This window comes from Pseudoalteromonas sp. NSLLW24 (genome assembly GCF_015864725.1).
Classification (GTDB): domain Bacteria; phylum Pseudomonadota; class Gammaproteobacteria; order Enterobacterales; family Alteromonadaceae; genus Pseudoalteromonas; species Pseudoalteromonas arctica.
The window spans coordinates 62,116-76,403 of the sequence record NZ_JADYWQ010000005.1 but is presented as its reverse complement, the minus strand read 5'-3'; the positions used below and the strand labels follow the sequence as shown (position 1 = coordinate 76,403).

14 protein-coding genes are annotated in these 14,288 nt (G+C 39.2%); 6 read left to right on the top strand and 8 right to left on the bottom strand.

The window, feature by feature from the left end; translation table 11 throughout:
- The first annotated feature begins 63 nt into the window (after positions 1-63).
- The gene (locus tag I6E72_RS06685) at positions 64-570 is read left to right on the top strand and encodes a glycine cleavage system protein R (RefSeq protein WP_024590589.1); all 507 of its coding nucleotides are present in this window, start codon (positions 64-66) and stop codon (positions 568-570) included.
- Positions 571-746: 176 nt separating this feature from the next.
- On the opposite strand, the gene I6E72_RS06680 is transcribed toward I6E72_RS06685, so the two are convergent.
- From I6E72_RS06680 to I6E72_RS06650, 7 genes are all read right to left on the bottom strand, one after another.
- Positions 747-1,202 carry a hypothetical protein gene (locus tag I6E72_RS06680; RefSeq protein WP_007586459.1) on the bottom strand — a complete coding sequence of 152 codons (456 nt, stop codon included), beginning with the start codon at positions 1,200-1,202 and terminating at the stop codon, positions 747-749.
- A gap of 200 nt (positions 1,203-1,402) precedes the next feature.
- Positions 1,403-4,522, bottom strand: a complete 3,120-nt coding sequence (locus I6E72_RS06675) for an efflux RND transporter permease subunit (protein WP_007586458.1) — start codon at positions 4,520-4,522, stop codon at positions 1,403-1,405.
- Positions 4,523-4,530: 8 nt separating this feature from the next.
- Positions 4,531-6,084 carry an efflux RND transporter periplasmic adaptor subunit gene (locus tag I6E72_RS06670; protein WP_197111558.1) on the bottom strand — a complete coding sequence of 518 codons (1,554 nt, stop codon included), beginning with the start codon at positions 6,082-6,084 and terminating at the stop codon, positions 4,531-4,533.
- Positions 6,074-7,450: a TolC family protein gene (locus tag I6E72_RS06665; protein ID WP_165736124.1), complete on the bottom strand. Its 1,377-nt coding sequence runs from the start codon at positions 7,448-7,450 to the stop codon at positions 6,074-6,076. Before I6E72_RS06665 ends, I6E72_RS06670 begins: the two co-directional genes overlap by 11 nt.
- 258 nt (positions 7,451-7,708) lie before the next feature.
- The gene (locus I6E72_RS06660; RefSeq protein ID WP_331459203.1) at positions 7,709-8,071 is read right to left on the bottom strand and encodes a hypothetical protein; all 363 of its coding nucleotides are present in this window, start codon (positions 8,069-8,071) and stop codon (positions 7,709-7,711) included.
- A 94-nt stretch (positions 8,072-8,165) separates the two neighbouring features.
- Entirely contained in the window at positions 8,166-8,780 is a 615-nt protein-coding gene (locus I6E72_RS06655; RefSeq protein ID WP_197111556.1) for a paraquat-inducible protein A, read from the bottom strand.
- Positions 8,781-8,782: 2 nt separating this feature from the next.
- Positions 8,783-10,048 (bottom strand): EAL and HDOD domain-containing protein, encoded by a 1,266-nt coding sequence (locus tag I6E72_RS06650; RefSeq protein WP_197111554.1) that lies wholly within the window; start codon positions 10,046-10,048, stop codon positions 8,783-8,785.
- A gap of 150 nt (positions 10,049-10,198) precedes the next feature.
- Here I6E72_RS06650 and I6E72_RS06645 point away from each other — a divergent pair, with 150 nt between their 5' ends.
- The 3 genes from I6E72_RS06645 to I6E72_RS06635 all read left to right on the top strand — a co-directional run bounded on the left by I6E72_RS06645 (position 10,199) and on the right by I6E72_RS06635 (position 12,533).
- Positions 10,199-10,948 (top strand): substrate-binding periplasmic protein, encoded by a 750-nt coding sequence (locus I6E72_RS06645; protein ID WP_197111552.1) that lies wholly within the window; start codon positions 10,199-10,201, stop codon positions 10,946-10,948.
- 78 nt (positions 10,949-11,026) lie between these two features.
- Positions 11,027-11,593 carry a PhnA domain-containing protein gene (locus I6E72_RS06640; RefSeq protein WP_007586451.1) on the top strand — a complete coding sequence of 189 codons (567 nt, stop codon included), beginning with the start codon at positions 11,027-11,029 and terminating at the stop codon, positions 11,591-11,593.
- A gap of 121 nt (positions 11,594-11,714) precedes the next feature.
- Positions 11,715-12,533 carry an META domain-containing protein gene (locus tag I6E72_RS06635; protein WP_121953749.1) on the top strand — a complete coding sequence of 273 codons (819 nt, stop codon included), beginning with the start codon at positions 11,715-11,717 and terminating at the stop codon, positions 12,531-12,533.
- A gap of 107 nt (positions 12,534-12,640) precedes the next feature.
- Here I6E72_RS06635 and I6E72_RS06630 read toward each other — a convergent pair whose 3' ends face one another.
- Positions 12,641-13,480, bottom strand: coding sequence for a 23S rRNA (adenine(2030)-N(6))-methyltransferase RlmJ (locus I6E72_RS06630; RefSeq protein WP_121953748.1), 840 nt, complete (start codon positions 13,478-13,480; stop codon positions 12,641-12,643).
- A gap of 238 nt (positions 13,481-13,718) precedes the next feature.
- Here I6E72_RS06630 and I6E72_RS06625 point away from each other — a divergent pair, with 238 nt between their 5' ends.
- Positions 13,719-13,949: a hypothetical protein gene (locus I6E72_RS06625; protein WP_007586448.1), complete on the top strand. Its 231-nt coding sequence runs from the start codon at positions 13,719-13,721 to the stop codon at positions 13,947-13,949.
- The gene (locus tag I6E72_RS06620) at positions 13,949-14,254 is read left to right on the top strand and encodes a cell division protein ZapA (RefSeq protein WP_007586447.1); all 306 of its coding nucleotides are present in this window, start codon (positions 13,949-13,951) and stop codon (positions 14,252-14,254) included. The genes I6E72_RS06625 and I6E72_RS06620 overlap by 1 nt, the downstream gene beginning before the upstream one ends.
- The last annotated feature ends 34 nt before the right edge of the window (positions 14,255-14,288 follow it).

Here is a 14,288-nt window from a genome sequence, read left to right as displayed (position 1 = left end):
AATTAGACAACATACTTAATGCCTATGCATTTACTTTCTTTGGGCTTAAAAAGAGAATTATTTATGAAGCAGTTGGTTATAACTATTTTAGGGAAAGATCGCCCTGGTTTAGTAGAGAGCATCTCATCAGTCGTATTACAAAATCATGGCAACTGGCTTAGTAGTAACTTAAGCCATTTATTAGGTCATTTTGCAGGTATTATTCAACTTGAAGTTGCTGAGGAGCATTTTCAATCATTACAAAGTGCTTTAAATAAGTTACCTAAGTTAGACGTTCGTATTGAAACCGGAAACACAGGGATTGAACCATCAACACTAGAGCAAATTAATCTAGTTATAACAGGTAACGACCGTCCTGGTATTGTTCAAGAACTGGCAAGTGTAATACGTCATAAAGGCGCGAATATTACTCACTTAAATTCAAGACAACAAAGTGCACCTAATTGGGGAGTGCCTATTTTTAGCGCTGTTGCTACCGTTACTTTGCCAAATGGTATGGATAAAGACGAAGTTATTGAAGCATTGGAATCAATTACAAGTGATTTAATTGTAGATACGGAAGAAGTTTAACCTCCATTTATGCGTGCCATACAACTGACACGCATACCATTTTAGTCCATCAAAATGCTCTGCAGATTATTTAACGCAGACATAAAATAAGCCGATGCAAGCATCAGCTATTTTAAATAATCACCTTAAAGCTAATAAGAGCGAGATAAACTCAGTAATCCCGCTCTTTTATAAAGCTACATATCCATATGACGATTAGTACTTTGCATCATTTGCTTTATACCTTGCTTTTCAAGCTCTAGTATTTGTTGAAGCTTTTCTTGCCCACTTTCGGTTTCGGCGCGTTCAAGTAAGTATTCATATAACTCAATCACTTTTTGATGTTGCTGTGCTAAATAGCCTTGAATGACTTCTTCATCGAATTGCTGATCTTTACTAATGTCTTCAAAAGTAATTAGCTCAGGATTTTTAGCAAAGTATTCATAACTGTACGTATCGAGCGTATTTATTTCAGTTATCGCTTTAAACCCGACTAAATCTTCGGCGAGTTTTTTTTCGTAATTTAGGTAGTAGTCCACCAGCATTGCATTATGTTCATCGAGTAAATCCTTTACGCTATAAAAATTAGCCGCCATTTGCGTATGAAACAAAACGGTCCAATCGTATACCTCTTTAATTGTTTTAACTTGCATGTGCATTCCTTACTTAGTTGACTGTATAAGTAATACACTGCGTAAAGCGTGCCAATTAAAAAGCTATTTAAAAACAGTTAGTTAATTTAAATATGAGTAATAACTAGCTATTTAATAGAACAACTTACAAATTATAGGTAATTTTTATAGAGCAATGCGTGAGTAGTAACAGCATTGCTCTATAGTCTTGTTGTTTTATATTATTTAAGTCCTTGTTTGCGCCACAGCAAGTAAACAGCAGGAATAACAAGTAAGGTGAGTACAATTGCACTGCCCATACCGCCAACCATAGGCGCTGCTATTCGGCTCATTACTTCGCTTCCGGTGCCTGTACCATAAAGTACAGGTAATAAACCGATAATAATTGTCGCGACAGTCATCATAACCGGGCGTACTCGAAGCCCTGCACCTTCAATAATGGCTTGCTGTAATTGCACTAAGCTAAGCGGTTTTCCGGCTTGCTCTGCTTCGAGGCATTTTTCTTGATAGGCTTGGTTTAAATACACCAACATAATGACCCCTATTTCTACCGCAACACCGGCTAAGGCAATAAAGCCTACACCTACTGCAACTGAAAAGTTAAAGCCCTCTAAATACATCAGCCATACGCCGCCAATCATTGCCAGTGGCAACGTAGCCATAATAATGGTGACCTCAGCAAAGCTTCTAAAATTAAGGTAAAGCAATACAATAATAATCGCTAATGTAAGAGGTAATACATAAGTCAGTTTGTCTTTAGCGCGCTGCATGTATTCATACTGCCCAGCCCACGTAATTGAGTAGCCAGCAGGTAGTATTAGGTCTTTATCGAGCACTTGCTGAGCGTGCTCAACGTAAGTACCAATATCAACGCCATCTATATCAATAAAACTCCAACCGTTTAAACGTGCATTTTCGCTTTTTATACCAGGCGGTCCATCTTCAATAAATACATCGGCTACATCACCAAGTGCTATACGCTGCCCTGTAGGCGTTACAATAGGTAACAACATTAACTCTTCTGGCGAGTCTCTGTATGCTTGCGGATAACGTAAATTAACAGGGTAACGCTCTTGCCCTTCTACCGTTTGTGTTACGTTTGTACCACCTATTGCAGTAGATACAACTTGCTGTACGTCGCTGATGTTTAAGCTATAACGCGCGGCTTTTTCACGATTTATATCTACTTTTATATAACGTCCACCGGCTACTCGCTCTGAGTAAACCGATGCGGTGCCTTGCACATCTTTTAAAAGCACTTCTATTTGTTGACCAATTTTTTGAATTTCACTCAACTTTGGTCCCGCAACTTTAATGCCCACGGGAGTTTTAATACCGGTTGCGAGCATATCAATACGTGTTTTAATTGGCATTACCCACGCATTCGTCAACCCCGGAAACTTAACCAAACCGTCGAGTTCTTTTTTAAGTTTTTCAAGAGTCATACCCTCGCGCCATTCGTCTTTTGGCTTTAGCTGAATAAACGTCTCTATCATTGTAAGCGGCGCAGGATCAGTTGCAGTTTCTGCTCGCCCAACTTTACCAAATACTGTTTTAACCTCGGGTACTGTGGCAATTAACTTGTCGGTTTGCTGTAGTATTTCGCGCGCTTTACCTACCGATAAACCAGGATACGTTGTGGGCATATACATTAAATCGCCCTCATCGAGTGGCGGAATAAATTCACTGCCTATTTTATTTACCGGGTAAAAGCCAATAACAGAAACAACCACCGCGAGTACCAGTGTCATTTTTGGAAATTTAAGCACCCAGTTAAGTAGTGGTCGATACGCTGCGACGAGTAATCGGTTAACTGGATTTTTTTGCTCCGAAATAACTTTACCTCTAATAAAGTAACCCATCAATACCGGCACTAAGGTAATCGCAAGCCCAGCAGACGCTGCCATAGCATAGGTTTTAGTGTAAGCCAGTGGCGCAAACATACGTCCTTCTTGCGCTTCTAAAATAAATACCGGCATAAAGCTGACGGTAATAATTAATAAACTAAAAAATAATGCAGGACCCACTTCACTCGCCGATTTAGCCACAACTTCCCAGCGGTTTTCGTTGGTAAGGGGGGTTTTTTCCATATGTTTATGCATATTTTCAATCATAACGATAGCACCGTCAGTCATTGCGCCTATCGCTATTGCAATTCCTCCTAAAGACATAATATTGGCGTTAATCCCCTGCCAATACATAATTATAAATGCCGTTAAAATTCCAAGCGGTAATGTAATAATCGCCACCAGCGATGAGCGCACATGAAACAAAAACACTACACATACTAAGGCAACTACAATAAGCTCTTCAATTAGCTTACTTGTTAAATTATCTACCGCGTTATTTATTAAGTTGGAGCGATCGTACACAGGGACTATTTCAACGCCCTCTGGCAATCCCTTTTTAAGCGATTCTAATTTTGCTTTTACGAGCTCAATGGTTTTTTGTGCATTTTCGCCATAGCGCATAATAACAATGCCGCCGGTTACCTCGCCTTCACCATTCAGTTCTGCAATACCACGGCGCATTTGCGGTCCGACTCTAATATCGGCTACATCACGTAATTGCAGCGCAGTACCGTTGGCGTTTACACCAAGCGGAATAGCTTCCAAGTCGGCAACACTCTTAATGTAGCCTGTGCTTGTTACCATGTATTCTGCTTCAGCCATTTCAACTACTGAGGCGCCCATCTCTTGGTTGCCTTGTTGAATAGCGGTTTGAATGAGGCTAAGCGGGATACCATAAGCACGTAATTTATCGGGCTCTACATTGACTTGGTATTGCTTAACCATGCCACCAACAGCAGCCACTTCAGATACACCGGGCACAGTTTGTAGCTCAAACTTTAAAAACCAATCTTGTAAGCTTCGTAGCTGACTAATATCGTGTTTATTTGTTTTATCAATTAGTGCGTATAAGTAAATCCAACCTACGCCTGTTGCATCAGGGCCAAGCTCTGGCGTAGCGCTATCGGGTAATCTACTCGCTACTTGGCTTAGGTATTCTTGTACTCGGCTACGCGCCCAATACAAATCGGTTTTTTCGTCAAAAATAACGTAAACGTACGAGTCTCCAAAAAACGAAAAACCCCTTACAGTTTGTGCACCCGGCACAGAAAGCATTGCTGTGGTGAGCGGAAATGTAACTTGGTCTTGCACTACTTGCGGCGCTTGCCCCGGGTAAGTGGTTTTTATAATGACCTGAACATCAGATAAGTCAGGCAAGGCATCCACTGGAGTATTTTTTACAGCAAACAACCCTCCACCCAGTAAAATTAATGTAAGCAACAACACAAAAAAGCGATTGCTAACAGACCAGCGAATAATGGCAGTTATCATAATGGCTCCTAGTGAGAACTATGTTGCATAGTAGAATGATCAATCGGCTCTGCGTTTTGCGCTTTAGTAATTACAAATTCATCGTTAATAATGCTAAAAGTAAAATTAATATACTGGGCATTTTCAAACTTAGTAATATCAATATCTGGCGCTAATACAAAGTCCATTGTGGCGGGTTCTCGATTCCATTTTTCAATGGCTTCTCGGCTAATATTAATAATGCGATTTTGTGTATCTATGGCGTTAATAGTACCGTTAACAGTCGCATTTTGTGGCTGCATATCCATGTTCATATTTGAGTCTGAACCAGAATCCGAACTCATACCTGAGTTAATACTAGAACTAGGCATTTCCATTCGTTTAAAGTCGGAGCTTTTACTCGATTCAGAGTCTATTAAAAATTGCGCTGAAGTCACTACCGTGTCACCTGTCATTACACCTGACAAAATGACCGCTTCATTACTATTAATTTGCCCAACTTCAACTTCTACCGATTTAAAACGACCCTCACCTAATGCAATAACCACGCGGTTTTGATGCTGCGTGCGGATTACCGCTTCTTTAGGGACTGTAAATTGCGCCTTACTCGCTTTAGCGTGAATGCTCACTTGTGCAAACATATTTGGTTTTAACCGATGATCTGCATTTTCAAACCTAAGCCTTACACGCAGAGTCCGGTTTTTAGCATCAAGCGCGGGGTAAATGTAATCAACCTTACCTTCCCACTTTTGACCTTTTAAGTAATCAAGCGTCATTGTAACGGGCAACCCAACACTCACTTGTTCTGATTGGCGCTCGAACACTTCCGCCTCTACCCAAATTTCATCAAGCTGGGCAATACTCATCATTGATGTGCCTGGTTTAACGTAAAAGCCCTCTCGTACTGTTAGCTCATCTACCACACCACTTTGTTTTGCGTAAAAAGTAATATTTTGCATTATCTTTTTATTTTTTTGTAAGCGCTCGATAAATCCATCAGACACATTTAAAGACTCTAAACGCGCCTTTGCAGCGCGAATTAACACGGTATTATTACGATTAACCGCCAATAAAAGCTCTTCCTGTGCGTTCACCAATTGTGGTGAATACAATGTATATAAAGGCTCACCGGCTTTAACTTCTGCGCCTTGTGCTTTAACGTATAAACTTTCAATCCAGCCTTCTACACGCGGATGAATGTGAATAAGTTGGTCTTGGTTATATTGCACATAACCCACAGTATTTATATCTCTGTGAAGTGTTTTAAGCTGCACTTTGGCAGTTCTTACACCAAAGTTATTAACGACTGCAGGCGAAATAGTTACAGCACCTGGTCCATCCTGAGCCTTGCTAGCGTTTTCATACACAGGTACTAAATCCATTCCCATTGGCGAAAGCCCTGGCGCGTCACGCCTGTAATTACTATCCATAGGGGCTACCCAATATAAGGGCTGTTTTTCAGCGCTTTGCTGTTCATTCATTGCCGAGTTGCTAGGTAAAAACTGCATTACTAAGCCGCCTATTAACCCAAAGGCGCCTGCGCCAACTAAGGCGGCAACAAGTAACTTTAAATTAGTATTCATTGTGTAATTCTCCAGTTTGCTCGCTCATTACTTGGGTGTCTAAGCTACTTGCATAATAATTAAGGCGGGCGGTAATAATATGTTGATCTACTTGAATATTCAGTGCATCAATTTTGGCGTTAAGTTCACCAATGCGCGCGCGCATCACGTCAGAAAAATCCCCGTCGTCGCGTGTATAAGCATTTAGTGTTGCCTGAGATTGCTCTGACATTTGCGGTAATAACGTATTTTGATAAAGCGCATCGCGTTTTTGCAAACGAGCGAGTTGGCTAAACTCCTTAAAGTACATGCCTTTGAGTTTTTGAAGCGCCACCAGCTTTTGTGTTTTAGTAGCTTCTGCACTAGCAATAGCCGATTTAACCTGTTGATCTTGTCTGTTATCAGTAAACAATGGCAAATCAATACTAAACCCTACAGAGAGTAAATCAGCTCGCGACTCACCCATCGGGGTATCATCTCGGTAACCATAACCCACATTAACGCCCATTTGAGGTTTGTAGCTTTGCTTAGCGAGCGCAACTTCGGTTTGCTTTGCCGTTACGGTTTTATCTATCGCAATAATTGCGGGATGCGCCATAAGCAACTGTATTAGCTCATCAAATTCAAGGCTCGCAAAATCAACCAGCCCTGTGGTTTTAGTAAACTCAGTATTTAAAGGCTGCATAAGCATATTCATAGGTAACCACTGTGCTAAACGGTTTTTAGCACTTTCAAATTGCTGCTCAAGCATAACCAGCTTATCTTCAAGACGGGTGAGTTCTAATTGCGCACGAATAATATCTTGCTGACGTGTTTTACCTAAGGTGCTTGCGTAGCTTGCTTCGGTAATGTCAATAAGTTGAGTAAATAGCCCTTTATCTTGCTCAATTAAAGCAATACTTCGCTGAGCACGATACGCGTTTAACCACGACTCAATCACAATTGCTTTTACTTGTGCTAAGCGATCGGCGCGCTGCCAAGGGTATTGTTGAGCAGACTGTGCTAATGCTTTTTTTCTAAGCGCTAAACTATTCCCTCGGCTAAACTTTTGGCTCAAATCAACTTTAAGCTGCGTCATCCCTTCTTGGTCAAACGCATAACCGTTAGTAGGTAAGTTGAGTAAGCCAACCGTTAAAACAGGATCGGGTAAGGTGCCTGCGGCAATGCTTTGCGCTATTGCTGCATCTTCTTGGTAGCCACTCGCTTTTAGCCATGGCTCATACGTTAGCGCATAATTAAGCGCTTGCGTTAAGCTAAGCGTTTGCTCATTACTAGTTTGCTTTAGTATTTCGGTATTTAGGTTATTTTGATTGTTTTGCGCATTAACAGCTGTGCTAAATAACACAACACTACATAATACGACTTTAATACTTACAGCGTGGTTCATCACCTGCTCCATCTAAAAATAAAAGAAAATCTTAAATTAGAAAGCAAAAAAGGTGTTTAGGAGTTTTACAAAAACCTTTTATATCAATTGCATTGAATTAATGATCTATTATTGCGGTAGGGAAATAGCTCTATAACAAGGAAAAAATTACGCAGTATAGTTGCTTTATATAAGTAATTTTTAACGCAGTTAGAGAGTTATTTAACTCGCTAGAATGAGCATGTTTTCAATAAAATTGATATTACACCTATCCTGCTATTAAGCAGACATAGGAGGGCGATAGAGTGAACGAGGTATATTAATTTGTGTAGTAAATACACGTACATTTACTTTTTCAGATTCAAGTAAAGTAACGCTAAATAAAGTATCAACATTAAGCATTGAGTTAGCAGCGCAGCCACTCATAGGGCATTTACAGTCATTTTGTGGCGTACTTTCGTCGTCGCAACAATCCATCTGCATCATATTTTCAGACATGCTAACGACAGCTGTTACATCACTACTTTGTATCATTGGCATTTGGGCATGCGTTGCTGTTTTAGTTGGCATATGTGGCATTTCGCATACCATAGCTACAGACGCAACTGCCTGACCCACAAAAGTGAGCAGTAAAGTTATCATGAGTAAACTAGAGTAAAAACGTTGCAACATTATGCCTTTTAATAAACTTTAAAATAATTGTAAGGCAACCTAACGGCAACCACAAATACTTTAATTATGTAGACTGCGGTTTAGCAGGTGTTTTAATTAAGTTACTCGCGATAATTGCAAATATACAATATGCGCTAAAATACCAAAACCCTTCACCAAATTGTGCATTCATAACAAGTAGCTCGCCACTTTTACCATGGGCGTTACCTGCTAAGTAAGTCACTATTAATGCAATAACAAATACATCAACCATGCTCCACTTACTTAATGCACAAATAACCAGACCGAGCTTTTGCTTAAACCCATTCAAAGGTAGGCAACAATAAAGCAACTGTAATAATAGCTTTAAGCTTGGAATAACAATAGAAAACAACCCCACTAAAGCGGCTACAAATAAATTATTATTGCTAGCAAGCTCTTTAACTGTGCCTAAAATACTTTGTGTTTTGTTATAGGCGCTAATCTCACCTTCTAACTTATCAAGCCCTAGCATGTTCGAGAACATTATTAGCATACTGCGAGTTCGACCATCGCCCTCTTCAGCCAGCATTTCAATACCCGCTTGCGCTAGTTTTGATTTATCTATGTTGCCCTCTATTGTTAATACTGGTTTTGTAATACCAGGAAACAATAAACAAAGAGCAACCACTACACTTATAACCGACAACCAATTACGCATATTTATTCTGCTATTGCCTCAATAATATCGTCACTGTATAAAACAGCATCCAGTAAAAAATTAAATATATCGCCAATGTGTAGCTCTGAGTTTATGTTGGCCAAATGGACCATAGCTTCATCTACATTATCTAATTCAAATTCTTTTATAAGCGATAAACAGTTTCCTAAAATGCCGCTCTCTAATAGTAACGCATCAGATATAGCTGCATCTAAGGTAAACTCTTTAACTATGTCTTTTAAATCAGCATCTAAAATAGCATCAAGCACCGAGAACAAACCCACTAGATACCCTTGCTCGGTCAGCTCTTTATTATTTTGCTCTAAAATAAGCGACATAAATTGAGCCCGCGTTAAAGCAAGCTTAGTTAATTCGGTTGGTTTTTCGACCCCCAACTCACTAATTGCTAATACACGAACAAATTGCCTTATTGTATCTTCACCTAAATAAATAACCGCTTGTGAAATAGAAGTAATAACTAAATTTGCTTTTCCTGAACGCGCGTTTGCCAGCTTTAAAACCCTGGCTGTTATGGCTACATCTCTGGCCACTCGTTGATAAACTTCTTTAAAGCAAAGTTTTTGTTTTGCTGTAAAACGCAATAGATCAAAAACAGTTAACTTTGAAGGCTCTACACCTTTATACGTAATCATTTCTGGGCGAGAAAAAAAGAACCCCTGAAATAAATCACAGCCTGCCAATTTTAATATATTAAATTGTTCATGCGTCTCTATTCGTTCAACAATTATTTTTGCATGTGGATTTGCGCGTTTTATTTTTTTAATGCGCATATTGGTTTTAATAACCGGATCATCTATCTCAATTTTTATGTAATCAACATGTGCTAATAGTGGCTCCCATTTTGGATCGCCATCGTAATCATCAAGTGCAAAAACATACCCTTCTTTTTTAAGTTCTTGCACACGCTCAGCAACCGCAGGAATATTGCCCGTGCGCTCTACTATTTCAATAACACTATTTTCTGGCAATAAAAGTTTGGGAAAGTTATCGAGAATAGTTTCTGATGACAAGTTTATAAAAGCTAAATGATGCGCGGTAAGTCTATCTAAACCTACCAACATTAATACATTAAAAAACAGGCGGCTTGTCGCATGCACATCAGAAGTGCCCACAGGAAACGCATTGTTGGCTGAGTCTCGATAAAGCAGTTCGTAAGAGAAAACATTCTGCTCTATATCAAAAATAGGTTGCCGCGCGACAAACTGAGTTATTTTTTGTACCTCATCAGGTATGTTATTTAATTTCACTTGGCTCTAAACCTATAAATAAGAGATGGCAAAACAGCCAATAATATGTGTACTTTAATGCAACTCGCATAAGATAAACATAGTCGTCATTGCAAAAATGTTAAAATTACATAACACTAATATAAAAATATTAATATAAAAGGTGGAGATTTGGCTAACTTTATTCGGTTATTAGTACTGAGCCCTCTGCTATTTGTATTTTTTAGCTATGCCAGCATTAACCCTACTCCTCTCAAATACAATGTTAGCGCGTCAGGTAGTCATTATCCATATTATACAAATGATCCAGAAAAGCCTGGTGTATTACCCGAAATTATTGAAAAAGCACTCGATGATGCAAATATTGCAGCTTCTCATATCGACCTACCCACAAAGCGTATTACCAAATATTTACAAGATGAAATAATCGATTTTGATGTTATTTCATTAGAATGGCTTCCAAAGGATGAGAGAAATGACTCTCGTTATGTTTTTTCAGAGCCCCTTATTTATGCCACAGAAATGATTGTTACCTTGCCTAAAAATGCCCGGAACTGGCAAAGCGCTGATAGCTTAAAGGGCAAAAATATAGGAACGGTACTAGGTTACTATTACTTTAATGACAACACCTTTGAGCGTGTTGACTTTCCATCCGAGAAAGAACTTATGACCGCTCTATCAAGAAACCGTGTAGAAGCAGCACTAATAGGTAAGTTAACTGCGCTCTATTGGGCAGAGCAGTTAGAGATAAACATTGCCTTTGGCGCACAGCATTCCCATGGTTTTTTAAGAATTCGTTTATTGAGCAAACATAAAGGGTTATTGCCCCAAATAAACCTAGCAATTAAAAACCTTCACGCTCAAGGATATATAAAAAGTATTGAAGATAAGTATATGAGTAATATACCCACACAAAATTAAGGGACTAATGGCGCAGAGCTCGTGTTTTGGAGTATAATAGCAGCAAATGTTAACTCGACCAGAATCAGAAAGAGCCCCATGAGTATTGAAAAAGCCTTAATCGAACGTAGTAATAATCAATGTGAATTGTGTGCAGCCACCGAGAACTTATCTGTTTATGAAGTACCACCGGTAACTGAAACCCACTCAGATAAATGTATTTACACGTGTCAAACATGTAAAGATCAAATCGAGAATAACAGCGAAATAACGCCTACACATTGGCACTGTTTAAACGATAGCATGTGGAGTCAAACTCCTGCAGTACAAGTTGTAGCTTACAGAATGCTTTCGCGTTTAGCGCCTGATAATGGCTGGGCACAAGATGCGCTAGACATGATTTACCTTGAAGAAGACACGCTAACCTGGGCTAAAAAAGCACTTGCCGAAGATGACGATTTAAAGCATGTAGATAGCAACGGTGTAGTACTTCAAGCAGGCGATACTGTTACCCTAATTAAAGACTTAGACGTTAAAGGCAGTAGCCTTACCGCTAAACGTGGAACAGCTGTTCGTAATATTGGCCTAACCAGCAACCCTGAACATATTGAAGGGCGAGTTGACGGCCAGCGCATTGTTATTTTAACTAAGTTTGTTAAAAAATAATCGTTTGTTTTTAATTATTAAAGGCGCTAATGCGCCTTTTTTTATGTTTAAAATAAGTTAAGGAATGATTAAGTAACTAGGTAATACACTAAGGACATAATATTGAGTAAGGATAACCAACATGGAAAAGCATCAAGCAGTATCTTCGCGTAAAAAAGCAGTTGCAGGGATTGGCTTATTGGCGCTTAGCGCTTTTGCAGTAACTGGCTGCGGTGAGCAAACTAAATCGACTAAAAACACAGAAATTGCAGAAGCAATAACCAGCCTAACTATCCAAGCTAGCTACAAAGATCGCAGTATGCTTCGCCCTGGCTCGCAATTAATAGTTACGCTTTCCAATGTATCTAAAATGGATGTAAAAGCCGATATAATCACACAAGAAGTGATTGATGTAACCCAAGCCCCGCCATTTACCGTTGAGCTAATTTATGATGCCAGCAAAATTAGCGATAAACATCGCTATAGCCTAAGCGCCAGAATTATAAATAAAGACAAAGTGCTTTACACAAGTACAACAAATCATGACCCGTTTGCAGAATCACAGTTAACTACCCCCTATAAAATTGAGCTTTCAAAAGTGTCGACTCAAAAACCCGATGTAACACTCACAAATACTTACTGGAAAGCAATAACAATAAATGCTCAAACTGTGAATGTTACAACTAAAGAACCATTCATTCAGTTCAATAAAGACCACCGCGTTAATGGCTTTTTAGGCTGTAATAATTTTAGCGGAAGCTATAGCACCGAGCAGCAAACAATTACACTTAGTCAGCTAGCAAGTACAAAAAAGATGTGCTCGGATAATATGAGCCAAGAAGCGGCTATGTCTGACGTACTTAGCAAAACTTCAAAGTGGGAAATAACAGGTGAATCACTAAAACTTAAAAACAGTCGCGGTAATACACTTGCTACTTTTAGTGCGGTTTATTTTAATTAATATTTAGCTCCCTTATATAAATATTACCTAACACATTCGTATTGATTTTAAATAAAATGCCCAGCAAAGCTGGGCATTTTATTATTCGTTATAAGCGCTATTTAAAGTTACTCATCAACGAGTTGTTCACTTCGGTAAAAACCACTTGGCTCACTTAACAAACCAACAAGCTCAGGCATTATTGCATCCATTGTTTGCTTTAGCTTCCATGGAGGATTAATTACAATCATGCCCGATGCTGTCATACCGTGTACGTCAGTATCCGCTTCAGTGCCTAATTCAAATAACTGAATGTTGCGCATTCCTGAATCAATTAAGCCCTGCTCCATATTATCAATGCGTTCTCTATCAACAACCGGATACCAAATCATGTAAGTACCTGTAGCAAAGCGCTGATGAGCTTTAACTAAGGTTTTTACAACCGTTTCGTAGTCATCTTTAATTTCGTATGGAGGGTCAATTAATACACACGCTCTGCGAGATGCTGGTGGTAATAAACCAACTAAACCTGCAAAACCATCCTCTCCACGTACACGAATAGATCGCTTACCTTGCATGTTTTCTTCAAGTAATAATAAATCGCGCGGGTGCAGTTCAAAAAACCAACCCTTATCTTGGCGGCGTAAGTAGTGCTCTGCAATTTTTGGTGAACCTGGATAAAACGCAAGTTCGTCAGTGTCGTTAAATGACTTAATTAATTCAATGTATTCATTAAGCTCAGCATGCTCACTTTTATGATGCCAAAGTTTTTCAATACCATCTTGATACTCTTGCGTTTTTTGCGCATCGGCAGCTGCAAGTTCAAAAAAGCCAGCACCTGAATGTGTGTCTATATAATCAAGCGGTTTATCTTTAATTGTTTGATAATTTAGCACTTGTGCCAGTACTAAGTGTTTAAGTACATCGGCAGGATTACCCGCATGAAATGAGTGTCTGTAACTAAGCATTATTTATTTTCGCCATACGCAATTTAATATCGTAAGTGAACCATAAGCACTAGGCTTTGGCAACTTACACCAAGATAAGAGAGTGTTTAAGTGAACCATTTCTGAATGAAAAAGCCCATATGCTGAATTATCCCTTAACGCAAAAGAAAAATCAGCTAAAACCACCGTAAATGCTGGCAAATCAACACACTTTGCTTTACATTTGCATGACATTAATTACAGTTATATGAGCGCCTTTATGAATAACACTACTCTTCAACAACTCGAACAACTGATCGATTCTTTAATCGAACGTAATAACCAATTACAAACAGATGTTGTTACTTTAAAAGAACAGAACACTAAACTAAGCGATGACAACGAATTGCTACAACTTGAAGCTTTAGAAAATGAAGAAAAGCAAAAAGATGCCAGCACTACTTTATCTGGTCTTCTTGATAAGTTACAAAGCGCACAACAGGCTAGCTAATGTCTGAGCTGCAAAACCAGCGGGTCACTGTTGAGTTGCTAGGTAAAGAGCAGCAATTTGCTTGCCCTGAAGGGCAGGAAGATGCATTAATAGCAGCAGCTAAAAATCTAAATGACTTAGTTGAGCAAATGAAGCAACGCTCAACCGTTAGAAACGATCAAAAAGCCCTACTAATGGCAGCATTAAACTTAAGCCACGAATTGCTAGAAGCAAAAACACAGGCGACAGTTGAGCAACAGCATCAAGACCAAATGATTGATAAACTCAGTCAGCATTTGGCAAATGACCCCAAACACCAAAAATAAAAAGCGCATACTGCGCTTTTTGTTTATTATTAAA